The following is a 24,521-nucleotide window of genomic DNA, read 5'->3' on the forward strand; positions in this document are numbered from 1 at the left end:
GGTGACGGCCGGATGACGACGGGTCAGGCGCCGAGCAGCCGCAGGCGAGCCTCGACCTGAGCGTGGAGCGCCGACGCCGGGTCGAGGGTGTGCAGGTACGCCTCCATCGCCCGGGCGTCGTCGCGGCCGTGCACGGATGCCGTCCAGCGCGCGAGGAGGACCGGATCTCCGCATCGCAGGAGCGCCGCCTGCATTCGCACCCGCAACTCGTCGCGAATCTCCTCGATACCGGGAGCATCCGACGACGGGAGGACGGTGCCGGTGTAGAGCCGCAGTGCGGTGTCGACGTCGCCGCGATCGAGGGCGGCGCGGACGTCCTCGACGTCGGAGGTCAGCGTCCCCACCAACCGATAGGGCCGCGAGGCGAGACCATCGGCTCCGAACACCTTACGGAGACGGGACATCTCGGCTCGGACGGTCACCGAGTCGAGTTCGTTCTCGTCGAGCAGCACCGCGAGGTGGTCGGCACCGAGGCCCTCCGGATGGGCCTGCAGGAGCAGGAGCATCTCGGCGTGGCGGCCCGACAGCGGACTGCGCTCGGCGCCGCGCACCAGGGTGGGGCGAGGGGTGCCCAGCACCTCGAGGCGCGGCCCGGCGGTCTCGAGGCGCGGTGACTCGAGCAGCCGCAGACGCAGTTCGGACTCGGCGGCGGCGACGGTGGCGCGAACCAGCTGCAGCACCTCCGGAACCGCCACCCGCGGGCCGCCGGTGATGTCGATGGCGCCGAGGACCCGGCCGGTCAGCGGATCGTGCACGGGGGCAGCGCTGCAGCTCCAGTCCTGAACGGGGCGGGCGAAGTGCTCGGCGGCGAAGATCTGGACGCAGTGATCGACGGCCAGCGCCGTTCCGGGGGCGTTGGTCCCCATCCGACTCTCGCTCCAGTCGGTGCCCTCGGCGAAGTTCATCGCGTGGGCCCGATCCTTGGCGACGGTGTCGCCCTCCACCCACAACAACCGACCCGACGCGTCGGTGATGGCGACGAGCAGGCCGGTGTCGGCGGCGTCCTCGACGAGGAGCTTGCGGACGACGGGTCGGATCAACGACATCGGATGTTCGGTGCGATAGCGCTCGAGCGACGCGGCGTCCATGGCGTCGTCGGCCGCGCGATCCGGATCGACGCCCATGGTGCGGCTGCGACGCCACGATTCCAGCACGACCGACCGCACCGAGCTGTCCGTCCCGCTGGGACGCTCGAGGAAGGTCTCGTGCGCCCGCGACACCGTCCGGGCCAGGGCGGTCGGGTCCTCGCCGGGGCGAACAGCGACCCACGGGTTGGTCACGTGCGCTCCTCTCGGGACCGGGGTGTACCGCTCCACTGTAACTCAGCTCACAGTGTCGATTCATCGTCCTCGGCGAACGGCAGCCGACCGGTCGGCCTCGGCGACCAGCATCTCCGTCGCCCGGTGGGCGGCCATGATCACCGTGGCGTGGGGCCCGCGCGTCGGGACCGCAGGGAACATCGACGCGTCCACGACGGCCAGTCCCGACACCCCGAACACCCGGCAGGACGAGTCGACGACGGCGAGCGGGTCGTCGTCCGCTCCCATCCGAGCGCTGCCGACGGTGTGCAGCGCGGCACCCGGAGGCAGGGGCGCGTCGAGGGCGGTGGTGACGTGGCCGACGACCTCGGCCATCTCCGGCCGACCGAGAAGATCGTGCGCCAACGCCACCCCGTCGACGAGTGCTCGCCGGTCGGCATCGGCGACGGGATGGTCGACGCGCGGTGCGGCGAACGGGTCGGCGGAGAGCGGGACGACGGACCCGAGGGGTTCGGCGACCATCGCCGCGACTCCGATCACGGGATCGCCGGGCGGAACTCCGTCGATCAGTCGGTCGAACGATGTGGAATAGCAGCGTAATTCGACAGGACCCGCCTCCAGCACCACCTCCAGGGGGGTGCGCCAGGTCTGGGCGACCCGGAGCGGCCGGTACCCTTCCGCCACCTCCGGTGGCCGATAGGCGACAGCCACCTCCGGGTGATCGCCGACCCCCACGCCCACCCCGGGCCGGTCGACGACGACGTCGACCCCGATGCCGCGCAGGGTCTCTCGCGGTCCGATGCCGGAGTGCATCAGTACGGTGGCGGTCCGTACCGTACCGGCGGCGAGGATCACGCGGTCCGCGCCAACGGTGAACGCGCCGTGCACATCTCGACCCGACACCCCGACGACGCGGCCCGCGACCACGTCCACCCGCGCCACCACCGCCTCGCCGCGCACCTCGACGAGACCGGCGACGGGCGCCAGGAACGCCTCCGCGGCGGACACCCGCCGTCCACCGGCCACGTTGGACGGCACCGCGCCCACCCCGTCGCCGGCATCCGCCGCGTTCAGATCGTCGAGATCCCGGTGGCCGGCGGCCGTCGCGGCGCGACGGAACGCGTCCGCCACGGGGGCGACGACGGCGCGCGAGACCGGCATCGGCCCGTCCGTTCCGTGCCCGGGCCGGTCGCCCAGGTCGAGGTCGGTCTCGATGCGGCGGAACCCCTCGGCGACGACGTCGGCCGACCACCGATCCCGAGGCCACCGCGCGAAGTCCGCGAGGGGGGCACGAACGAAGTACGCGCCGTTCACCGCACTCGACCCGCCGAGCACCCGGCCGCGGGTCCCGACGACGTCGCGCGCGCCGTCCACTCGCGTCGTGATCGGGTCGACGTACCGGGACGACGGCCCGATCGGCAGACGCCGCGCGTCGGTCAGCTCCGTCATGGACAACCCCGGATCGGACAGCAGGGCCATGGTGGTCGACCCCGCTTCGAGCAGCATCACGGACGCGCCGGCGCGGGCGAACCCCGCTGCGGCAACGCATCCCGCGCTTCCGCCACCGACCACGACGACATCCGGCACGCGAACTACCCGACGAGCTTGGGCATCAGGGGGCGGTGGTCTCGCTCGGTCACCGCGCCGAGCCACAGTCCGGTGCCGTAGGCGACGTCGTCGAGACGCTTGTAGGTCACGTAGGACACCGGGCCCAGTCCGCCGGGCTCACGATGGGACGCCCAGTCGCGCAGACCCTCCGCGAGCGCGATCGCCACGGCGAGACGCCGGATGCGTCGGGAGAGAAGGATGGCGAGCAGAGTGATCGGCCAGTAGTGGCGCACCACCGCGGACGCCAGCTGCCAGGCGCCACCGACGAAACCACGCGCGGCGAAGACCGCGGCCAGGCGGGTGGGGTGATCGAGATCGGCGAACACCCGTCGCAGCCGACCGATGGTCACGGCCATGGTGATCACGGCGCCGAGCAGGCCGGTTCGGGTGCCCGTGGCCGTCATCAGCAATGCCGCGAGGGTGGGAACGGACATCACGACCGGGGGCACCTTGCCCTCGTGTCGAGCGGCCAGGGACACCGCACCCGTACCGTAGAAAAGCTTGCGCGCGAACCACTCTCGCAGTGTCACGCGGTGATCGTGGGCCACCCGCGCCACCGGCTCGTACCGCAACCGCCACCCCGCGTCCTGCAGGCGCCAGCACAGATCGACGTCCTCGGCGACGTGCATGTCGGGATCGAATCCGCCGCACTCGTGCACGGCCCGTCGGCGCACCACGACGGCGGCACTCGGCACGTAGGACACGGGACCACCGGCACGAACCGGTCCCTCCCGCCGGCCCAGGTCGAGCGACGACCGGGCGTGCTCGTAGCGGGCGAGCGCGCTGCCCTCCGGTTCGAGCGCGACGATGCGCGGCGCCACCAGCCCCACCGACGGGTCGGAGAAGTGGCTCAGCACCACCTCGAGCCACCCCTTCCGGGGCACCACGTCGGAGTCGAGGAACGCCACGAAATCGGTGCCGGCCGCGCCCAGTCCCGTGTTGCGGGCTGCGGCCGGGCCGCGGGCCGACTCGTGCCGCACCACGGTGACCGACGGGGCGGCCGGGTCGTCGCCGAACCCGGCGGGCACCTCGATCGGCACCGACGACCCGTCGTCCACCACGACGACGCGCAGTCCCCGCAGCGACTTCAGCAGCCGGTGCAGCCCGTCACGGTTGTCCTTGACCGGCACCACCACCGTGACGTCGGCGGCGGAGGGGACGGACATCGGGCGAGGATTGGCGACACCGGAATCGAGCAGGCGACGGGCGACGACGGCGGAATCGGGATCGCTCACCCGCAAAAACCCGTCGCCGATCATCGCCGCGGCCTCGGGCGCCAAGGTCACCATGCGAGGCGGCGACCCGCCGATCAGAACGCGACCACCGGACAGCGAGCGCACCCTCGGGTCGATCCGGACGCCGAATCCGTCGGGTAGTCGACCGTCACGCATCGGGTCATCGTAAGCAACCGGATCGGGATTTGTCATAGCTCCCTCGACATCGGGAACCGCGATCGGAATCAGTGCAGCACGGCGCGGTCGTCGGGTGTCCACCGATCGACGGACACTCGGAAGCGGTGCCGCAGCTCGGTGAGAAGGCGCGTGCCCTCGGCGGCGTTCGCGCCCGTCGGATCGCCCAGCACACCGGTGGGCGAGACACCCGCGACCCCCTCGACTCTCAAGCGGTCCATGAGGTTCGACACCGGATCCGTCACCCCCGCCTCGGCCGCGTCGACCCGGACCGACCGGGGATCGAGGTGCAGGAGCAGCGAGGTCTCGGTCCGGCCGGCGTGCGCGTCGGCGCCCGGGATCGCGCACGGAAACCACGCGGCGTCGCGCCCCTCGTGGCGTAGCAGCGTCACGGCGTCACGCAGGGCGCGGCCGTTGCCGCCGTGGCCGTTCACGAACACCACCCGCTCGGCCCACCGGAACGCCGACCGTCCGTACTCGACCACGACGGAGGTGAGCACGTCGAGTCCGATCGACACCGTGCCGCGAAAACCCTCGTGCTCCCCGCTGGCGCCGTAGGCGATCGCGGGGGCCACCAGACCGCCTCGCACCGTCTCCGTGACGGCCTCGGCGACCGCCGCCGCGATGCGGGTGTCGGTGTCGAGCGGCAGGTGCGGGCCGTGCTGTTCCACCGATCCGACGGGCACCGCGACGGTTCCGCCGGGCACGTCCGTCCAGACCCGCTCGCCGAGAGAGGTCACCGCCCGCCGTCCCCGAGCAGCGATCGCAGGAAGACGCCCTCGAGGGCTCCGACGTCCACGGTGTCCGTCCGCGGCGTCCGCTCGGCGTCGAGCGCCGTCACCTCGGTGTGCAGACGCTCCATGGTGACGTCCAGGCGGTAGGCGGCGATCGCGGCATCGCGCAGCTCCGTCCGCAGCCGAGTCGGAACCTCGCCGTCGTACTTGTAGAAGATCTTGTGCTCCAGGCTGGCCCAGAAATCCATCGCCATGGTGCGGATCTGCACTTCGACGGGGACCCGCTGCACACGATCGGACAGCGAGACCGGAATCTCCACCGTGAGGTGAAGACTGCGGTAGCCGTTGGGTTTCGGGTTCGCGATGTAGTCCTCGTAGTCGACCACCCGCACGTCGTCCCTCCCGACGAGCATGTCCTTCACGGTGTAGGTGTCGGCGACGAAGCTGCAGTTGATGCGCACGCCGGCAATATCGACGATGTTCTCGCGTATACCGTCGAAGGTCAGCGGGACGTTCTTGCGCACGGCCTTCTGCACCAACGATTCCGGTGTCTTCAGCCGGGACGAGACGTGCTCGATGGGGTTGTAGCTGTGCAGGTGGGCGAACTCGTCCCGCAGGATGTTGATCTTGGTCAGCAACTCGTCGAGCCCGAAGCGGTACGACATCATGAAGCGGGTGAAGGCATCCCGGAGTTCGCGCGGGTCGGCGGGCAGAGCCGCGTCGGGTCGCGGGTCCTCTTGCCCCTCCTCCGTCACGGTCGGGGCTCCGCGTCCAACGGCTTGCTCATGCGCACGGCCGCGACGTCGTAACCCAACGACTCGTACAGTCGCCGGGCCGCACTGTTGAAGCCGAAGACGTTCAGGCCCAACGAGGTCGCCCCGTGCTCACGCACCAGGTCCTCGGCGAGCTCCATGGCACGTCGACCGAACCCGCGGCCGCGGTGCTCCTCGGCGATCTCGACGTTCCACACCCACCACTCGTCGGTGCGTCCGATGCTCTGCGGCCCGACCCACAGCGACCCGACGACGGTCTCGTCCCACACGACGTCGCGCACCAGGTGGTCGGGGGCCGGCTCGCCGTGGGCGAACCACGCGGCGTAGGTCTGCTCGGCCTCGTCGGTGGCGCGGTCCACCGGTTCGCCCGCTCTGATGCGGTCGGCGCGGTAGTCCGCCTTGCCGGCCTCGATCCAGGCGGGCAGGCGATCCGCGTCCATGGGGGCGAGGCGGACGACGGGCCCGGTGCGATCGGTCACCGGCCCATCGTCTCACCCCGCACCGCTAGGGCATCGCGACGGCGGTCAGGGTGCGCGCCGGATCGACACCGAGGGTGCGCGTGAACCCGTCCGGAACGACGACGTCGGCCGGCGACAGATCGTGGACCGACGCCTTGCCGAGACCGAGCAGGGTCGAGTCCATGCCCATGCGCAGTACGTCGAGGACGTTCTCGACGCCGGCCTGACCGCCGGCGGCGAGGCCCCACAGGTAGGCGCGCCCGATCATGACGGCTCGGGCACCGAGGGCGACGGCCTTGACGACGTCGCTGCCTCGTCGGATCCCGCCGTCGAGCAGCACCTCGATCTCGTCGCCGACGGCGTCGGCGATCGCGGGCAGCATCCTGATCGCGGCCGGGGTGCCGTCGAGGTTGTTGCCGCCGTGGTTGGACACCGAGATCGCGGAGAACCCGGCGTCCACGGCACGTTTCGCGTCGTCGACGCGCGAGATGCCCTTGAGCACGAACGGCCCGTCCCACTGACGTCGCAACCAGGCGATGTCCTCCCACGTCGGCGGCGGCGTCTGCTGCCACATGCCGTAGGCGCCGAAGAACGTCGGCGTCTGCGGTGCACCCGGCGGGACGATGTTGGGCGTCGTCAGATCGGGAATGCGGCCACTGCGTGCGAAGTCGAGCAACCACGCCGGGCGACGCAGACCCTCGGGCGCGAACTTCACCATCGCGGCGAGGTTCATCCGCTCCGGAATCGCGGGGCTGCCCCAGTCCCGACCGTAGGAGAAGGACCAGTCCAGCGTCAGGATCACTCCGACGGCGCCGGCGGCGCGGGCACGGTCGAGACGCGCGACCATGTCGGCGCGACTACCCAACCAGTAGACCTGGAACAGGGTCTGACCGTGGACTGCGGTGACGTCCTCGATCGGCTTCGAGGCGAACGACGACAGTCCCATGGGAACGCCGCGAGCCGCGGCGGCGCGGGCGACGGCCACCTCGCCGTCCGGATGCACCGCCTGCACCCCCGTCGGCGAGATGATCACCGGCATCGAGAGCTGTTGTCCCAGAACCGTGGTCGCGAGATCGCGGGACGCGGCGTGGTCCGCGACGCGGGGGGCGAAGCCCAACTCGCCGAACGCGCTCTGGTTGTCGTCGTACGACGTGCCGCGTTCGGACCCGGCGATCAACGCCGAATAGACCGACGGGGGCAGCCGCTTCTTCGCCCGCCGCTGGGCCTCGGCCACGGTCTCCATCCACTCGGGCCGAGCCCAGGGAGATCGGATTCGCTTCATCGGGAACGCTCCTCTCGCGACAGTCCCGCGAGGGGGTTCTCGTCGCACAGTGTTGTCGGCGGCCGGCCTCCGGCCTTCCCGAGGGCGGGGGCGCCGTCCCGACGCGTCAACAGCGTCAGCGGGACGGAGGCTCGGGGGGTCGATCGCTTACCGCTGCGGGAATGGTCGACGGACGACTTCGGTATCTCGCCGCGGTCGGCGGCGAGCGCGGATTCGCCGTAGCCCTGCACGCATTCGGGATCCGGGCCGTCCAGCGGCAGCCCGGTGAAGAACTTCGCCGCCATGCACCCGCCGCGGCACGAATCGAAGTGGGCGCAGGAGCTGCACGCGCCGCCGGTCTGCGGAGATCGCAGGTCCCGGAACAACGCGGAGTTCTGCCAGACGGCCTGGAAGCCGCCGAGGGTGTCGGTGGCGTCGCGCAGAACGTTGCCGGCCAGGAACTTCTCGTGGATCGCGAACGGGCAGGCGTAGACGTCGCCGATCGGGTCGATCAGGCACACCACTCTGCCTGCGCCGCACAGGTTCAGGCCCGGCAGGGTGCCGCCGAAGGCGGACAGGTGGAAGAAGGAATCCCCGGTGAGCACGCCCTCCCCGTTGGCGACCAGCCAGTCGTAGAGTTCGCGCTGCTGGGCCGCGGTGGGATGCAGGTCGTCCCAGACGTCGGCGCCGCGGCCGGACGGGCGCAGGCGGGTGATGCGCAGGGTGGCGTCGTACGTGTCGGCGAGGGCCTTGAAGTCGTCGAGCTGGGCGACGTTGTGGCGAGTGACGACGACGGAGATCTTCGCGTCCCTGAAGCCCGCGTCCTTCAGATTGCGCAGTGCCCGGACCGCCATGTCGAACGAGCCCGGCCCGCGGACCGCGTCGTTGACCTCGGCGGTGGCGCCGTCGAGCGAGATCTGGACGTCGACGTAGTCCGACGCGGCGAGGCGCGCTGCGACGGTCTCGTCGATCCGCACGCCGTTGGTGGAGAACTTCACGCCCACCTGGTGCTCGGTGGCGTAGTCGACGAGTTCCCAGAAGTCGGAGCGGACGGTGGGTTCGCCCCCGCCGATGTTGACGTAGAACACCTGCATGCGCTGCAACTCGTCGATGACGGCCTTGCACTGCTCCGTCGACAGTTCGCGCGGATCGCGCCGGCCGGAGGACGACAGGCAATGCACGCACGAGAGGTTGCAGGCGTAGGTCAGCTCCCAGGTCAGGCAGATGGGGGCATCGAGTCCCAGCTCGAACCGGTCGATCAGTCGGCCCACGGGTTGCGGGGCTGTCGGGGCTGTCATGCGAGGTCCTCCTTCGGTGAGACCTGAAGCGATGAGTCCTGCTGCGCCGGAACGATCATGGACGACTCGGCGAGCGCGGTCAGAGCGTGCAGATACTGCGAAACGGCGTCGTCCGGCACCGCCGCCGCGGACAGTGCCGACCTCACGTCGGGATGCTCGGGCAGCGATCGCACGACCGCCAGCACGCCGCGGGTCTTGAGGAAGGACAGCCGGCGGGTGCCGAAGTGGTACAGCAGCGCCCCGAACGGCTCCGGGCGCACGGCCACCTGAGGGGCGAGTTGCCACCGACCTGTCAGCACGCTCCCCGCGGGAGCCGTCTGGGACGCTGCGGCGGTCATCAGTACACGCCGCACATGCCGTCGATGGACACGTCCTCGACCAGCGACTCCTGGACCAACGGGCGGGCGGTGTCGTCCTCGGTGGTGGCGACGGTGTTCTTCTCGGTCATGGGACTTCCTCTCGGACGGGCGGCGGGGACGGTCGAGTGCGTCCCGTGGTCGACGACGCTAGGCCCGCCGCGGCCCGCCTCGCGGCGGTCCGCGGTGAAGCGAACCCGTTGCGGCAGTGCAGAACCGCCCGATCGGGTAGGTGCCTCACCGGCTCACCCGAGGGTTCGAGCGCATCCGGCCCGGCCGGCCTCGTGCGCGACCTACGCTCGGCGCATGCCGACCCTCGCCCCGTTCGACTCCCTCGCCCCCGGCACGCCGGGAGTGTGGTCACACGGCACGGTCATGGTGCTGCGCGAGTCGGGGATGCCTGGTGCGGCGTCGCTGACGGTGCGACGGGTGGGTGGCCGGCTGGTGGTCACCCACACCTTGCCTGCCGACCGGTTGCGCGAGTCGCTCGTGGCAGTGGTGACCGCGCGGGTCGCGGAGGTCGGCGCCGGGCGTGACGAGTTCGAGGCCGTCATGGTCGGCCTGGTGCGCTCCACCGTGGACGATCCGATCGACGCCTGGGCGACCTACTACCGACAGTCCCTGCGCGACCTCCTCGACGGAACGGCCGACTTCGCGCCCGTGCACGAGGTGGCCGAATCACTCGTGCGGGGAACGGTTCTGGACCTGGGGTCCTGCTTCGGCTTCTTCCCGCTGCGACTCGCCGCCCGCGGTGTCCCGGTGATCGCCACCGACCTCCACGCCGGCACGATGCGATTGCTCGACGCGATGCGGGCACCCCTCGGCATCGACGTCGAGACACTCGTCTGCGATGCAGCGGACGTCCCCGTGCCCGACGACGCCGTCGACACCGTGACCGCGCTGCATCTGCTCGAGCACGTGGACGCCGACCTCGGCGACCGCATCGTCGCCGAAGCACTACGCGTTGCCCGACGCCGCGTGGTGATCGCGGTGCCGTACGAGGACCAGGCACAGGCGTGCCACGGTCACGTCCGAGTCTTCGACGCGGACGCCGTCACCGCGCTCGCTGCCCGCTCCGGACGGCCGTACGAGGTGTTCTCCCACCACGGGGGGTGGGCGGTACTGGACGCTGCGTCGCCGGTGTGACCGCGCGGCGCCGCCCCGGTCAGAACGGGGGTGGTGCGTCGTCGGGTTCGGGTGGTCGGACCCCGTCCAGGTTGTTGCGCAGTCGGTTTCGGCCCCGTTCCTGCCGGCGTCGGGCGTGTTTCTGCTCGGTGCGTGGGGCAGGGCGGGTGGGTTCGGTGCCGGGTGATGGCGGCCGGGTGGCGGGCGGGTCGCCGAAGACGATCATGTCGAGGCCGGGGTGGGTGTCGAACCCGGTGTGCGCCGGGCCGAGGACGGTGCGGCCTTCGGGGATGGTGAACGTCCGGATGACGCGGCCCGGGTGGTCGGGGTCGTCGTACTGGTCGTCGACGAAGTCGCCGAACGTCTTCAGTAGGTGGTGGAACCGACACTTGGCGCCGAGCCCGGTCGCAGTGGTCTGCCCGCCCCGCTCGGGGTGGGTGTGGTCGTATTCGGTGATGTGGTCGAGGTCGCCGTCCCACGCCGGCTTGGTGCAGCCGGGCCAGGTGCAGTACTGGTCGCGGGCGCGAACGTACGCATCAAGTGCCGCGGACGGCCGGTACGGGTCGGCCGGTTGGGTGGCGGGCAATGGACTGTCGGTGGCGTCGCCGAGCGGGCGGATGACCGCGTCGGGATCGTGGGCGAGGTCGCGGACGTGGGCACCGGAGATGATGCCGAGCCCGGCGACGAATCCGACCCCGTCGACCAGCTCGGGCTGTGCTCCGGTCGACTCCGTGACAGCGGGAATGCCATCGACCGAAGTCTCGTCGGTCGCCGTCTTCTCGACCGCCTCGACCTCCTCGACCTCCTCGACCTCCTCGACCTCCTCGACCTCCTCGACCGGAGCCTCGTCGGCTGCGATCCTGTCGACGACAGCCTCGTCGGTCGTGACCTGGTCGGCCGTAGCCTCGTCCGCTGCGATCACGTCGACCACAACCGCGTCGGTCGTGACCTGGTTGGCCGTTGCTTCGTCCATAGCCACCGGTTCTGCCGCAGCCGCGGTCGTGTCGGCGTCACGAGTCTGTGCGTACGCTGCCGGCTGCGCTGCCGGATCTGCCGCGGCCTCGGCGGCGGTGTTCGCGGGCACGGGGCCGGTGAGGGTGGTGGTGTCGGTGACCACATGGATCACGATCCGTGCTGCGTTCGCTGCCACCTCGTCCGCATCGACCACCGTGAAGGCGCACTCGGTGCGGCCGCAGTCGCACCCGAACGGGGCGTGCTTGACGAGCGCGAACAACGCATCCGATGCCCGCGCACCCTTGCTGCGACTGTCGTGTCGGCACACTTGCGCAGCGAGGCGTTCGACGACACGGGCGACGATGGCGGCGCGTTCGGCGGACATCGTCGCTCCCACCGTCCCCATGCCGTCGAGTCCGACCTCGGTGAAGAAGCACCGCCCCTTCAGCGCTTCCTCGCGGCGTTCGCGGACGGCGTCGGGATCACGGCGGTAGACCATCTGATCGCACAGATCCCGCACCCGGCCCGTGGACCACGACCCCGGCTTACGCAGGGCGTCGGCGATGTCGGCGTCTACCAGTCCCTGATACGACCGGCCGTGGATCAACTCGGTGCGGGAGACGATCGTGCGGATGAAAGTCGGGGAGACCACCCCGTCGCGCAGGCACTCGAACACCCGCGGCAGCCGGTCCCGCAGGGCGACGGCGTTGTCGAGGAGTCGTTCGGCGACGTACTGCGACACCGACAGCGTCGTGGCGATGCGGGCGGCGCACTGGGCCTACGCGTCGACCGCCCGCTCGTCGCGGTCCTCCTCCGGTAGCACCAACTCGGTGTGGAGGGCGGCGGCGTGCCGGTAGCGGCGCCACTCCAAGTATCCCGCGCCGGCAGCGAGGTCGGCCAGGGCGTCGAGGTGATCGACCACGGGCAGGTCGAACGACGCGGGCAGGCCCAGCGCGGCAGGGTCACGCGCAGGCCACGGCGTGCCCCCCGCCTGCGCCGCGCTCACCGCGCCGACCCCCCGATCGCTCATGTGTTCGATTGTAGAGACCCCCACCGACACCCGCCACGACGACAACCGGAAACCGGGACAGCTAGATCAAGCCACCCTTCCCGGCGAGGTGCACGGCCTCCGCGCGCCGAGTCGCACCCAGCTTGCGCATGATGTTGCTGACATGGAATTTCACGGTGGTCGCGGAGATGAACAGCTCCGACCCGATGGCGCTGTTGGACAGTCCGGTCGCGAGCAACCGCAGCACCTCGAGTTCGCGCTCGGACAGCGAATCCTCGCGCACCCCGGCGCCGTTGAGCGATCGCACCACGGCCGAGGCACTCCGCGCGTCGAACGCGGATTCGCCTCGCGCCACCGCGCGAATGGCCCGCACGAGCTCGGTGGTGTCGACGTCCTTGACCACGTATCCCCGCGCGCCGGCGTGCACGGCGTCGACCACCAGGCGTTCGTCCAGGAACGTCGTCAGCACCAGCAGGCCCATCGTCGGGTGACGCGCCGACAGCGCGCGACACACGGCAAGTCCCTCGTGGTCCGAGCCGGCGGACAGCTTGAGGTCGAGCAACGCCACCTCGGGCACCAACCGATCCGCCAGGGCCAACGCCTCCCGAGCCGACGCCGCCTCTCCCACGACCTGCAGGTCGGGTTCCCGCTCGAGCACCGACCGCAGTCCCTGCCGCAGAATGGCGTGGTCGTCGACCAACATGATGCCCGTCATCGCCGTCCTCCCGTCATCGCTGTCCTCCCGTCGGGATGGTGGCGGCGACCTCGATACCGCCGAGCCGTGAGCGCCCGACGTCGACGTGACCGCCGAGTTCCCTTGCGCGCGTGGCCATGTTGACCAGTCCGCGGTGGGCGCCACCGAGGTCTCCCGACTCGGCGAGACGCATGGCGGTGCGCACGGTCGCGGGGTCGCCGTCGCCGTCGTCGGAGACGACGAGCGTCACCGCGCCCCGCCGGTACCGCAGGTCCAGGGCGGCGTGCGACGCATCGGAATGCACCGCCGCGTTGAACAAGGCCTCGCCGGCGATCCGCAGGATCGCGTGCTCGACGTCGCCCGGCAGTTCCTCCGGTGTTCCGTCGATGTCGACGACGACCTGCAACTCGTCGGGCATGTGCACGACGCTGAGTTGGTCGAGCATGTCGGGCAAGGACGATCGCTCCGCGTCCCCGGCATGACCCAACGAGTAGATGGCGGAGCGCAACTGCTCGACCGCACGACGGGTCAGATCCTTTGCCAGATCGAGACGCTCGCGTCGTTCCGACTCGGGAATATCGTTGCGACACACCTCGATCTGCATGCCTGCCGAGAGCACCGCCTGGGTCACGCTGTCGTGCAGCTCGCGGGCGATGCGATGGCGCTCCTCGTCGAGCACCTGACGCCGGTGCGCCGCCCCGAGGCGACGCTGCGTGGCCTCGAGTTCGGCGTTGCGCACGGCGAGATCGGCCGCGGTCCGTCGCGCGTCCTGGAAGGTGGCCGAGTTCTGCAGTGCCACCGCCGTTTGCGACGCCAGGATGCTGAGGACGGCACCGTCGGTCGCGTCCAACGTTCGCCGCGGATCGGTCCATGCAGCGAGCGCACCGACGGCGCCGTCGACGGACTCGATGGGCACGAACGCGTAATGCGGTTCGATCACCTGCTCCGCGGCGAAGCGGGCGCTGCGAACGTCCTCGAGACACGCGAGCACGTCGTCGGGCAGCGGCGGGCCCTCCACCTCGCCCACCAGGAACGGGCTCGCGTCCGGTCCGAGGACGAGCCGACGAGGCCCGGTGCCCGGCAACGACGCGTCGGTCAGCGCGACCACCACCCAGCGGGCGTTCAGATGCGCCCGTGCCGCTTCGGCGACCGCGCAGATCAGCGTCTCCGGGCCTTCCACCGTGCGGGTCAGCGCACGCGAGACGAGATCGAGGGCGTGCACGACGCGTTCGAGCCGTTCTGCGGCGCCGCGATACTGCGGGTAGTACGTGCTTTTCGACGATCTGAGCCCGGTGAGCAGGGACAGATCGGTGACGGGCTCGGGACCGATCACAGCGCCGGTCTCACAACGCCTGCCGGAACAACGCCGCGACGTCGGCGTGGGTGACCGGACGCGGATTGGTCGCCATGCACGCGTCCCTCAGCGCGAAGCCGGCGAGACGATCGACGTCCTCCTCGCGGACGCCGATGATCCCGAGCGACCGCGGCACACCGACCTGTCGGGCCAACGTCTCCACCCGATCGGCGACCGCCAGCGCCGCCTCGCGCGCACTCCCCCGCGCCTCGTCGAGACCGAGTTGCCGCGCCACCGGAACGTAGGGCGACCCGTCCGCGTCGGCGTTGAACCGGATGACGTGCGGCAACAGGATCCCGTTGATGACACCGTGCGGCAGGTCCAGCAGACCGCCGACCTGGTGGCTCATGGCATGGGCCGCACCGAGAATCGCGTTGGTGAAGGCCAACCCGCCCTCCAGGCTGGCCTGCGCCATGACGGTGCGCATGGGCAGCGAGGTGGGATCGTCGATGGTGCGCGCCAGTGTGCCGATCACCAACGTGACCGCTCGCAGTGCGTGATCGTCGGTGAGAGGGTTGTGCGCCAATGAGACGAACGCTTCGATTCCGTGCGTGAGCGCGTCGAGACCGGTTGCGGCACTCAGCCATTCCGGCATCGTGGTGAGCAACCGCGGGTCGATCACCGTGATGTCGGGCACCAGCGAGCGACCGAGGATCGTGATCTTGGTGCCGCGGCCGGTGTCGGTGACGATGCAGAACTGGGAGACGTCCGCACCGGTTCCGGCGGTGGTGGGCACCATGACGAGCGGGGGAATCGGCGCGGCCACCCGGTCCACACCTTCGTAGTCGAGAATGCGCCCGTCGTTGGCCGCGAGGATCGCCACACCCTTGGCCGCGTCCATCACGCTGCCGCCCCCGACCGCGACGAGGACGTCGCACCCGCGGTCGCGATAGACGTCCGCGCCCGCCTCGATCTCGTGGTCCTTGGGATTCGGCGTCGGTTCGGACCACACGACGGGGTCGAGCCCCGCCGACCGCAGGTCCCGCGCGATCTCGTCCACCCATCCCGTCTCGACCAGTCCGACGTCGGTGACCAGGAACGGCCGCCGGCCGCCCAGCCGCGCCACGGCGTGCGCGACCTCCCCCGTCGACCCGACCCCGAACACGATCTCCGGCGCGTGGAACTTGACCACCCGACCCGCGCCGTCGCCCGTGACGCGGGAGAGCGAGGTCGCCGGGGTCGGGCCGGTGGAGACGTCCGTCGTGCCGAGCATGTGATCCAGCTTACGTCCGGAGGGCACGGTTTCCCCTGCCCGATCGGGCAGGTCGATCACCGCAGCGCGGATCCCAGATCGGCCGCCCGCTCCACCAGCCGGCGGGCGTCGCAGGCCACCACCACACCGTCGCAGACCTGCGCGTACTCCTCCATCGAACACGTCGCCTGCGACCAGTACCGCTCCGCCTCCGGCGTGATCCACGCCAGCCGATGCGTGCGCCGGGCAATGGTCTCGAGGTCGCGAAGGCCGGACGGCAGGCCATTGCACCGACCGTCCCCGACGATCACCACCGAGGTCCGGGACGTCACCGCGGACCCGTGGTGCGCGAGCACGTCGGCGAAGACGCGTCCGTAGTCGCTCGACGCCTCGAGGTCGAGTTCCGGCGCGGCGAGCACCGCGGCCAGGGCGTCGTCGCCGGCGCTGCTCGCGAGCACGTCGGTGACGTCGACGGGCCGATCGACGAACGCGAGCACCGTGCACCGGGACACGCGATGGCGCAGAGACTGCGCGAGGCGCAGCGCGAACGCCGTGATCGGCCGGACCGACAACGACACGTCCGCCAGCACGAGCAGCCTGACCTGCTCCGGCACCGGGGTCCGCGAGATCAGACGGAACGGCACCCCGTCTGTCCGCATCCCCGCCCGCACCGTCCGCCGCAGATCGAGTCGACCCGCGCCGTGCTCGCGGGGACGCGGCCGAGGCGCGCCCCGCATGCGCCGCACCACCTCGCGGGACGCCGCGACGACGTCCGTGCGGTCGGTGGGCACCCCCGGCTCTCCCGTCGACGACGGAGCGTCGACACCCTGCTGAGCGACGGCGTCGACGAACGCCTCCACGGCCGCCGCCAGCCGATCGAGTTGCGCGCGCGTGAGTTCCTCGCCGAGTGCGGTGTCGCCGTACACCGCCGACGGGTCGTAGGCGTTCAGCCATCCCAGGATTCCTGCCGGGTCGTCCCACCTCAGCACGCCGTGCGCGACCACGGCGTCGGACGACGCGAGCTCACCGACGGTCGCGCTGTCGCCCCGATCGACCTCCACCGTGTACGTCACGCCCCGCCGGCCGGATTCGGCGTCGGTGTCCACGGAGACCTCGGAGTCGCCGCCCGTGAGCGAGGGATCGTCGTCGTCCTTGTGCGGGTTGAATCCCTTCTCCTTCTCGGGGGTGTCGAAGAACTCCCCGACGTCGGCGGCCCGCTCGTTGTAGTCGGCGTAACGGCCGACGTCGGCGTGGTCCCCCGCCACGTCCAGCGATGTCGGCAACCCGTCCGCGGTGACCGCACCGGACGGCCGCCGGGCATCGGCGTCGACTAGACCGACCGCCGGGGCGAACATCGCGTCGAAGGCTCGGTCGAACGCCTCGCGTTCGTGGGAATACTTCGCGCACGTCGCCCGCAGAGCCCACCGTAGCGCGCCGAGATCGCGCGCGCCGAGCAATCCCAGCACCCGCCGCACCTCGATCACCTCGGCCGGTGAGGCCGCGACCCCGTGGCGCCGCAGCACCCGTCCGAAGCCGGCGGCGATCACGTCGAGCACGACGGCGGGCGCCGGGGCGGCGGGGTGGGTCACGACCGTCCGCCCCGACCCCGGAACGCAGCCGTCGTCGAGTTCGGCGGCGCACTCGCGATGCTCGGCGTCGGACGCTCGATCGGCGTGCGCGAGGTCGGCCCCGTCTCCGAGGGCGGAAGCGGCCCCGTCTTCGAGGGCGGCATAGCCCGCGCCCGCACCAGCTCGGTATCCGAGGCGTACTTCAGCAGGACCGAGTACAGCGTCTCCCGAGTCGCCGCGGAGGCGGTGTCGCCGAGGAGCATCGCCGCGCGGGCCGCATCGATCACCTCGGACACCGAGGGCGCCTTCCGCAGCGGCAGATCACGCAGCGACCGCGCCAGATCCACCACGTCGGCGATGACGCCCTCCTCCACGTCGGGCGCGCGGGACGACACGATCTCACGCTCGATCTCCGCCGTCGGGAAGTCGACGGTCAGATGCAGACACCGCCGCTTCAGAGCGCCCGACAGTTCCCGAGTGTCGTTGGACGTCAACACGACCCACGGAGCCGTCCGTGCGGTGAAGGTCCCGACCTCCGGTACGGTCACCTGCTTCTCGGCCAACACCTCGAGCAGCAGCGCCTCCATCGACTCCTCGGTGCGGTCCACCTCGTCGACCAGCAGCACCACCGGGTCCTCGGACAGGATCGCGTCGAGCAGAGGTCGCGGGGCGAGGAACGCCTCCGAGTACAACCCGAAGTCCACGTCCGCCAGCATCGCCGACGCCGCGGCCAGGTCCGGCGCCGACGCGAGCTCGGCGCTCGTCCGGTCCCGCAGCATCTGCACGTGCAGCAACTGCCGCGCGTAGTCCCACTCGTAGAGCGCGCGGTTGTCGTCGAGGCCCTCGTAGCACTGCAACCGCACCAGCCGTCGTCCACCGGCTGCGGCGAGCGCCTTCGCCAGTTCCGTCTTGCCGACGCCGGCCGGACCCTCGAGCAGCAGCGGGCGATCGAGCGCGATCGCGAGGCGCACCACCGTGGCGAGTTCGTCGCTCGCGACATACCCCGTCGTCGCCAGCGCCTCCCGCACGCCCACCGTCGTCGTGAGGTCCGCGCTCTCCCGCTGCCGCGCGAAGGATCCGACCGTCGTCATCTCGTAGCCTCCGATCAGCGCCGGTAGGCGGAGTTGATGGCGTGATCGACGACCGGGATCATCGAATCCACCGTCACCTCACGGGGATTGCCCGGGGTGCACCAGTCGTCCTGGATGTGCTCGGAGATCGCCAGCACCGTCTTCTCGTCCCCGGTGATCACCTCACCGCGACCGGTGTACTTGCCGGTGTTCATCCGGTTCTTGTCGTAGAGCTGAGTGGTGACCTGCGAGAAGTTGTCGGGGATCCCGACGTCCTGCGACAACCGGATCGCCGCCTCCACGGCGGCGTCCGCCGCCTGCACCGTGGTCATGTTCCGCGTGTCGACGCCCATCGCGCCGGCCAGCTGCGCGTACCGCTCGTAGCGGGACGGCAGGTTGTACTCCCACACCCGCGGCAGGGCGATGGCGTTGTTGAGTCCGTGGTGGCTGTCGAAGAACGCACTGACAGCGTGCGAGATCGAGTGCACGATGCCGAGACCGCCGGAGTTGAAGGCCTGTCCGGCGATGTACTGCGCGTTCATCATTCCCTCGCGGGCCTTCAGATTGCGCGGCTCGTAGACGGCCTCGCGGAGGTTCTCGGCCACGAGCTCGACCGAGTACAGCGCGTTGCCCAGCGACGGTGCGAAGTCGAGACGCGAGACGAACGGCTCGCTGCCGTGGGCGAGGACGTCGAACCCGCAGTACGCCGTGAAGTGCTGGGGGCAGGTGTAGTACAGCAGCGGATCGTCGATCGCGACGGTGACGATCGACGCCTCGTCGAACGCCACCCACTTGTGCGGCTTGTCCATGTCGGAGGTGTCGGTGATGACGTAGGCCCACGACGTCTCGGAACCCGTTCCCGCCGTGGTGGACACGGCGATGTGGGGCGGGTTCTGCTTATTGGTAGACTTGGCGAAGCCCTCGAACTCGTTGATGTTGCGGCCGTCGTGGGCGATGACCACGCGGGCGCCCTTCGCGGCGTCGTGGCTCGAGCCGCCGCCCACGGAGATGATGCTGTCGCACTTCTCCTTCTGGTACAGCGCCGCGGCGTCCATGACGTTGTAGTCCTTGGGGTTCGACTCCACCTTGTCGAAGAGCACCACCTCGACACCCTGGTACTCGATCTTGCCGATGAGCTCCTCGATGATGCCGGACCCGCGGAGTCCGGTGGTCACCAGCAGGGCGCGCTTGAACCCCAGGTTCTTCGCCTCCACCCCGATGATGTCGTGGGCGCCCACACCCATCAGGGCGCGGGGAAACGGGTGGAATTCCTTGATGGGGAAGTCCCAGATCTGGTTCAACTCGATGGCCATCGGAGGTCTCCTCGGGTGTCGGCAGTCGGTGTGACTGTCATCACCCTGCGTGCTGCGCGAGACCGCGAGAAGCGTTACGCCGCAAAACCGTCCGGTGGCCGACCCGCTCCTGCCCGATCGGTCAGGCGGGCTGCCTGTCCGGACCGAGCGGGCGAACGTCCCGACTGGCCCGCCGGGCGGACACCCGCGTCGCCACCACCGATCCGAGAGCGCACGCGATGACGTACCCGCCGTACACCGTCGCGGTGACCGACAGTCCCACCGCGCCGACGACGAACCCGGCCACCACGGCCGGGAGGCCGAACGCGAGGTAGCTGAGCACGTACGTCGTCGAGAAGACGCCGGCACGATCGGCGGGCGGCGCGATCGCCCCGATCACCCGCATGGCCCCCAGAAACGCCGCACCCCAGCCGAGTCCGGAGACGGACGTGCCGACGAAGTAGACGGCCGCCGTCCCCGTCGTGAGGCCCACGAGGTCGAGGCCCACCCCCACGACGAGCACCAGCGCGCCGGCGGCCATCACTCGACGGCCTCGTGCCGCATCGGTCACCAGACGCGACGCGACGGCGGCACCCGCCGCCCCGGCCGTGAAGAGGGTGAAGATGTCGAGGCCGGCCGCGACGGCGCCGGTGAGACCGAACTCCGACCGCATGATCGACGGCCCCAGCGAGAGGTGGAAGCCGCCGAGAGACCACGTCGCCACCAGCGACGGCATGACGGCCCAGAACGCCGGTCGGATGGTCGCGGGCAACGACATCGTCGGCGTGAGGGTTCGGCGGAGGTGACGGCGGTCGGTGAAGCCCGCGGCGACGGCGGACTCGGGAACGGTGGCCATCGCGACGGCCAGCGCGAGGAGCGCCGCGATCAGCAGGACGTACACCGTCGTGGTCGGCCAGGGCGCGAACTGCACCAGCAGACCCGCACCCATACCGCCGCCGGCGAGTCCGATCGCGGGCGCCAGGCTGTTCACCAGCGGACCGCTGCGCGGCGTCGGCGAGAGGTCGGTGATCGCCGCCGTCAACGCGCCGGTGGCGGCGCCGGCCGCGATGCCTTGCAGGATGCGCGCGGCGATCAACCACCCCACTCCGTCGGCGACCGCGAACACGATCAGGGCCACCACCAGCAGGCCGATCGACGCGAAGACCACGGGTTTGCGCCCGATGTGGTCGGACAACCCGCCGACCACCAGCAGCGCGGCGAGCAGGGCCAGCGCGTACACGGCGAACACGACCGTGAGAACGGAGGCGCCGAAGCCCCACTCCTCCCGGTACAGCGGGTAGAGCGGCGACGGCGCGCTGCTCGACGCCATGATGGTGAAGTACACGACGGCGACGATCCGGAACGCCGTGCGCCGGGAGATGCGGTCGGGCGCGGGTGCGAGGTCGGTGGTCGTCACGTCGGGTGTCAGCACTGCGCGCCGCGACATCATTCCCTACCCGAACGAGATGTCCGGTTCTCGATTGACCCGGACCGGTCGCGGGTAGGACGAACGATGCGTTCCGGACATCTCCCCCGCACCACCGGGACCGTCACCGTCGCGGACGTGGCGGCCTTCCTGGGGCGCGACGCCCCCGGCGTGAACGACGTCGCGATCCGGGACGTCTGCGACGACTCGCGGACCCTGCGCCCCGGCGATCTCTACCTGGCTCTGCCCGGACGCAGTCATCACGGACTCGATTTCGAACGCGACGCGATCGAGCGCGGAGCCGTCGCCGTCGTCAGTGACCGCCGTGCCGACCACCTGCCGACCGTCGTCGTGCCGCACCCGCGCGCCGTCGCCGGACCGCTCGCGTCGTGGTTCCACGGTCGGCCGTCGTCCGCACTCGAGGTCTACGGCGTCACGGGGACCAACGGCAAGACCAGCACCACGCACTTCCTCCACGCGGGCCTGCAGAGCTCGGGGCGCGCACCCGGTCTGGTGTCCGGCATCGCGATCTCCTCGACCGACGGCACCGCCGAGCGACCCGTCCGGACCACCCCCGAGGCGACCGTCCTGCACCGCACGCTCGCGACCTTCGTCCACAACGGGTGCGACAGCGCCGCGGTCGAGGTGTCGTCCCACGCCGTCGCCGAGCACCGGGTCGACGCACTGGACTTCGCGGTGCTCGCGTTCACCAATCTCGGCCGCGACCACCTGGACTACCACGGGTCGATGGAGAACTACTTCGCCGTCAAGGCCTCGCTCTTCGACCCCGAGCGGACGCGGTTCGCGGTGATCGGTGTCGACGACGAGTGGGGTCGACGCCTGGCCGCCGAGTGCGCCGTGGACGTGGCCACCGTGTCCACATCGGACGTCGCCGCCGACGTGTTGGCCACCGACATCGACTGCAGCGCCCACCGCACGGCGTTCCGCGCCCACACCCCGGTCGGCACGGTCGACCTCACTCTGCCGGTCCTCGGTCCACATCAGGTGTCCAACGCGCTGGTCGCGCTGGCGGCGTTGGTCGCCCGCGGTCACGACCTCGAGGCCGCCGCCCACGGCATCTCCTCGGTGCACGGCATCCCGGGTCGCCTCGAACCCGTCGCGGCCGGACAGTCGTTCACCGCCCTGGTGGATTACATGCACAACCCGTCGGGCCAACGCAGCACCGTCCCGTACCTGAGATCCATCACCCCGGGCCGACTGGTGCTGGTGATCGGCGCGACCGGCGGGCGCGACCCGGGCAAGCGGGCCGACCTCGGTGCCGTCGCCGGGCGCTGGGCCGACACCGTGATCGTCACCGACGAAAGTCCGCAGCACGACCGGGCGGACCTACTGCGTCACGACGTCGCCGCGGGGGCACGGACCACGCCCGCGCAGGTGATCGAGATTCCCGACCGTCGTGCGGCGATCGACCGCTCCGTTGCCGGCCTGACCGACGGCGACACCGTGGTCGTGGCCGGTCGGGGAAGCGATCACTGGCAGTACTTCGGTTCGCGCCGAACGTATTTCGACGACGCGACGGAACTGTACGAGTCGATCACGCGCACGGTCGGCGCGGGGCGGTCCGTTCCGCGCTGACGGAAATCGCCCCGGACGACGCGGCGAGGAACCGACCCGCGTCGAACGACCGGGCCTGCGGAGGTAGGGAACCGGGCCGACCGGACAGGAAGACCGACAACGCACCCGCGCCCGGCGGGACACCCACGGCGTCGACCTGCCGAAGCGTCTGCGCCGCCACGGCATCCGCGCTGTCGTACATCCGCACCGTCGGAGCGAGCGAGGCCATGATCTCGTCCGCGACCAACGGATAATGCGTGCAGCCCAGGACGATCGCCTCGGTGTCGGCGGGGGTGCGCTCCGCGGACGACGCGATGGCGGCCGAGACGGCGTCGGTGTCGCCCCGGTCGATCGCGTCGGCGAGACCGTGACAGGCGACCGCCGTGACATCGGCGTCCGCGGCGAACTGCTGGATCAGCGCGGCCTGATACGACGAGGCGGTGGTGGCGGCCGTGGCCCACACCGCGATGGTGCGGCAGTCCCGCGCGGCCGGCTTGATGGCCGGGACCGTCCCGACCACGGGGACGGAGGAGCCGAGGGCCGCGCGCGTCTCGGCGAGAGCGACGACGCTCGCGGTGTTGCACGGGAGCACCACGACGGCGGCTCCTCCGTCGACGGCGCGGCGGGCGGTGTCGACGACGCGCCGGACGGTCCACTCGATGGGCTTGGGTCCCCACGGTGCGCCCTCGGGGTCGAGGTGGAGCTGCAGGTCGAGCTCGGGGCGCGCACGACGGAGCCGGGCCGCGGTCGGCAGGGAACCGAGTCCGGAGTCGATCAGCGCGACGGTCACGGTAGTCGAGTCTAGCGGCGCGCGACGGCGCACTCCGCACCCGGAAACGCCGAACGGCGCCCACCCCGAAGGGTGAGCGCCGCAGGCTCGAGTCGGACCTGGAGGCCCTACTCGAAGGGTCTTACTTGACGATCTTCGTGACGCGACCGGCGCCGACGGTACGACCACCCTCACGGATGGCGAACCGCAGGCCCTCGTCCATGGCGACCGGCTGAATCAGCACGACGGACATCTCGGTGTTGTCACCGGGCATGACCATCTCGGTGCCCTCGGGGAGGGTCACGACGCCCGTCACGTCCGTGGTACGGAAGTAGAACTGCGGGCGGTAGTTGTTGAAGAACGGGGTGTGGCGACCGCCCTCGTCCTTCGACAGGATGTACGCCTGGCCCTCGAACTCCGTGTGGGGAGTGGTGGTGCCGGGCTTGACGACGACCTGTCCACGCTCGACGTCCTCGCGCTTGATGCCGCGGACGAGGAGGCCGACGTTGTCGCCCGCCTGGCCCGAGTCGAGCAGCTTGCGGAACATCTCGATGCCGGTGACCGTGGTCTTGGTGGACTTCTCGCGGATGCCGACGATCTCGACGTCCTCGTTCACGTTGATCTGTCCACGCTCGACACGGCCGGTGACGACGGTGCCGCGGCCGGTGATGGTGAAGACGTCCTCGACGGGCATGAGGAACGGCTTGTCGGTCTCGCGGACCGGGTCCGGGATGGAGTCGTCGACGGCCTGCATGAGCTCGGCGACCGACTCGGCCCACTTCTCGTCACCCTCGAGGGCCTTGAGAGCGGAGACCTTGACGACGGGGGCGTCCTCGTCGAACTCCTGCGCAGCGAGGAGCTCGCGGACCTCCATCTCGACGAGCTCGATGATCTCGTCGTCGTCCACCATGTCGGCCTTGTTCAGGGCGACGAGGATGTAGGGCACGCCGACCTGGCGGGCGAGCAGCACGTGCTCACGCGTCTGGGGCATCGGGCCGTCGGTGGCCGCCACGACCAGGATCGCACCGTCCATCTGCGCCGCGCCGGTGATCATGTTCTTGATGTAGTCGGCGTGACCCGGAGCATCGACGTGCGCGTAGTGGCGCTTCTCCGTCTGGTACTCGACGTGGGAGATGTTGATCGTGATACCACGAGCCTTCTCCTCGGGAGCCTTGTCGATCTGATCGAAGGCAAAGCTCTCGTTGAGGTCGGGGTACTTGTCGTGCAGAACCTTGGTGATCGCTGCGGTCAGCGTCGTCTTGCCGTGGTCAACGTGACCGATGGTCCCGATGTTGACGTGCGGCTTCGTCCGCTCGAACTTCGCCTTCGCCACTGTG

General features: G+C 70.6%; 23 protein-coding genes. 2 read left to right on the forward strand and 21 right to left on the reverse strand.

Going from position 1 to position 24,521, the window contains the following annotated elements:
• Positions 1-23 precede the first annotated feature (23 nt).
• The 10 genes from RC2_RS06680 to mftA form a co-directional block, all read right to left on the reverse strand.
• Positions 24-1,280 carry a sigma-54-dependent transcriptional regulator family protein gene (locus tag RC2_RS06680; protein WP_068153229.1) on the reverse strand — a complete coding sequence of 419 codons (1,257 nt, stop codon included), beginning with the start codon at positions 1,278-1,280 and terminating at the stop codon, positions 24-26.
• A 60-nt stretch (positions 1,281-1,340) separates the two neighbouring features.
• A complete protein-coding gene (gene mftG, locus RC2_RS06685) occupies positions 1,341-2,846 on the reverse strand; it encodes a mycofactocin dehydrogenase MftG (RefSeq protein WP_068153215.1) in 1,506 nt (501 codons plus the stop codon).
• Positions 2,847-2,851: 5 nt separating this feature from the next.
• Positions 2,852-4,258 (reverse strand): mycofactocin biosynthesis glycosyltransferase MftF, encoded by a 1,407-nt coding sequence (gene mftF, locus RC2_RS06690; RefSeq protein WP_068099576.1) that lies wholly within the window; start codon positions 4,256-4,258, stop codon positions 2,852-2,854.
• A gap of 68 nt (positions 4,259-4,326) precedes the next feature.
• Positions 4,327-5,016 (reverse strand): mycofactocin biosynthesis peptidyl-dipeptidase MftE, encoded by a 690-nt coding sequence (gene mftE / locus RC2_RS06695; RefSeq protein ID WP_068153217.1) that lies wholly within the window; start codon positions 5,014-5,016, stop codon positions 4,327-4,329.
• A complete protein-coding gene (locus RC2_RS06700; protein ID WP_082895773.1) occupies positions 5,013-5,678 on the reverse strand; it encodes a GTP pyrophosphokinase in 666 nt (221 codons plus the stop codon). Before RC2_RS06700 ends, mftE begins: the two co-directional genes overlap by 4 nt.
• 83 nt (positions 5,679-5,761) lie before the next feature.
• Positions 5,762-6,262: a GNAT family N-acetyltransferase gene (locus RC2_RS06705; RefSeq protein ID WP_082895772.1), complete on the reverse strand. Its 501-nt coding sequence runs from the start codon at positions 6,260-6,262 to the stop codon at positions 5,762-5,764.
• Positions 6,263-6,287: 25 nt separating this feature from the next.
• Positions 6,288-7,523: a pre-mycofactocin synthase MftD gene (gene mftD, locus RC2_RS06710; RefSeq protein ID WP_068153219.1), complete on the reverse strand. Its 1,236-nt coding sequence runs from the start codon at positions 7,521-7,523 to the stop codon at positions 6,288-6,290.
• Complete coding sequence (mftC, locus tag RC2_RS06715) at positions 7,520-8,800, reverse strand: mycofactocin radical SAM maturase (RefSeq protein ID WP_072681211.1); 1,281 nt, start codon at positions 8,798-8,800, stop codon at positions 7,520-7,522. Before mftC ends, mftD begins: the two co-directional genes overlap by 4 nt.
• A complete protein-coding gene (mftB, locus tag RC2_RS06720; protein ID WP_068153222.1) occupies positions 8,797-9,138 on the reverse strand; it encodes a mycofactocin biosynthesis chaperone MftB in 342 nt (113 codons plus the stop codon). Before mftB ends, mftC begins: the two co-directional genes overlap by 4 nt.
• Positions 9,138-9,248, reverse strand: coding sequence for a mycofactocin precursor MftA (gene mftA, locus RC2_RS06725; protein ID WP_068099570.1), 111 nt, complete (start codon positions 9,246-9,248; stop codon positions 9,138-9,140). The genes mftB and mftA overlap by 1 nt, the downstream gene beginning before the upstream one ends.
• 214 nt (positions 9,249-9,462) lie before the next feature.
• Here mftA and mftM point away from each other — a divergent pair, with 214 nt between their 5' ends.
• The gene (gene mftM, locus RC2_RS06730) at positions 9,463-10,302 is read left to right on the forward strand and encodes a mycofactocin oligosaccharide methyltransferase MftM (protein ID WP_068153225.1); all 840 of its coding nucleotides are present in this window, start codon (positions 9,463-9,465) and stop codon (positions 10,300-10,302) included.
• Between the two features lie 19 nt (positions 10,303-10,321).
• Here the strand turns inward: mftM and RC2_RS06735 are convergent, their stop codons facing one another.
• From RC2_RS06735 to RC2_RS06775, 9 genes are all read right to left on the reverse strand, one after another.
• Complete coding sequence (locus tag RC2_RS06735; protein WP_281250858.1) at positions 10,322-11,995, reverse strand: DUF222 domain-containing protein; 1,674 nt, start codon at positions 11,993-11,995, stop codon at positions 10,322-10,324.
• 18 nt (positions 11,996-12,013) lie between these two features.
• Positions 12,014-12,265, reverse strand: coding sequence for a hypothetical protein (locus RC2_RS06740; protein WP_072681214.1), 252 nt, complete (start codon positions 12,263-12,265; stop codon positions 12,014-12,016).
• A gap of 61 nt (positions 12,266-12,326) precedes the next feature.
• Positions 12,327-12,959 carry a MadR family response regulator transcription factor gene (locus RC2_RS06745; protein WP_072681215.1) on the reverse strand — a complete coding sequence of 211 codons (633 nt, stop codon included), beginning with the start codon at positions 12,957-12,959 and terminating at the stop codon, positions 12,327-12,329.
• A 13-nt stretch (positions 12,960-12,972) separates the two neighbouring features.
• Positions 12,973-14,271, reverse strand: a complete 1,299-nt coding sequence (locus RC2_RS06750; protein WP_072681217.1) for a MadS family sensor histidine kinase — start codon at positions 14,269-14,271, stop codon at positions 12,973-12,975.
• Positions 14,272-14,281: 10 nt separating this feature from the next.
• Entirely contained in the window at positions 14,282-15,505 is a 1,224-nt protein-coding gene (locus RC2_RS06755; protein ID WP_068151652.1) for an iron-containing alcohol dehydrogenase, read from the reverse strand.
• 56 nt (positions 15,506-15,561) lie between these two features.
• Positions 15,562-17,073, reverse strand: coding sequence for a MadC family VWA domain-containing protein (madC, locus tag RC2_RS06760; RefSeq protein WP_068151630.1), 1,512 nt, complete (start codon positions 17,071-17,073; stop codon positions 15,562-15,564).
• A complete protein-coding gene (locus RC2_RS06765; protein ID WP_068151635.1) occupies positions 17,070-18,143 on the reverse strand; it encodes a MadB family AAA-type ATPase in 1,074 nt (357 codons plus the stop codon). The genes madC and RC2_RS06765 overlap by 4 nt, the downstream gene beginning before the upstream one ends.
• A 14-nt stretch (positions 18,144-18,157) precedes the next feature.
• Positions 18,158-19,435, reverse strand: a complete 1,278-nt coding sequence (mdo, locus tag RC2_RS06770) for an NDMA-dependent methanol dehydrogenase (RefSeq protein WP_068151638.1) — start codon at positions 19,433-19,435, stop codon at positions 18,158-18,160.
• Between the two features lie 121 nt (positions 19,436-19,556).
• The gene (locus RC2_RS06775) at positions 19,557-20,831 is read right to left on the reverse strand and encodes an MFS transporter (RefSeq protein ID WP_245811007.1); all 1,275 of its coding nucleotides are present in this window, start codon (positions 20,829-20,831) and stop codon (positions 19,557-19,559) included.
• A 96-nt stretch (positions 20,832-20,927) separates the two neighbouring features.
• On the opposite strand from RC2_RS06775, the gene RC2_RS06780 reads away from it, so the two are divergent.
• A complete protein-coding gene (locus tag RC2_RS06780; RefSeq protein WP_068151639.1) occupies positions 20,928-22,436 on the forward strand; it encodes a UDP-N-acetylmuramoyl-L-alanyl-D-glutamate--2,6-diaminopimelate ligase in 1,509 nt (502 codons plus the stop codon).
• On the opposite strand, the gene RC2_RS06785 is transcribed toward RC2_RS06780, so the two are convergent.
• The gene (locus RC2_RS06785; protein ID WP_068151640.1) at positions 22,396-23,205 is read right to left on the reverse strand and encodes a glutamate racemase; all 810 of its coding nucleotides are present in this window, start codon (positions 23,203-23,205) and stop codon (positions 22,396-22,398) included. The genes RC2_RS06780 and RC2_RS06785 overlap by 41 nt on opposite strands.
• A gap of 121 nt (positions 23,206-23,326) precedes the next feature.
• On the reverse strand, positions 23,327-24,517 hold the full coding sequence (tuf, locus tag RC2_RS06790; protein ID WP_068151641.1) for an elongation factor Tu: 1,191 nt from the start codon (positions 24,515-24,517) through the stop codon (positions 23,327-23,329).
• Positions 24,518-24,521 lie beyond the last annotated feature (4 nt).

The organism is Rhodococcoides corynebacterioides NBRC 14404 (assembly GCF_001894765.1).
GTDB lineage: Bacteria > Actinomycetota > Actinomycetes > Mycobacteriales > Mycobacteriaceae > Rhodococcoides > Rhodococcoides corynebacterioides.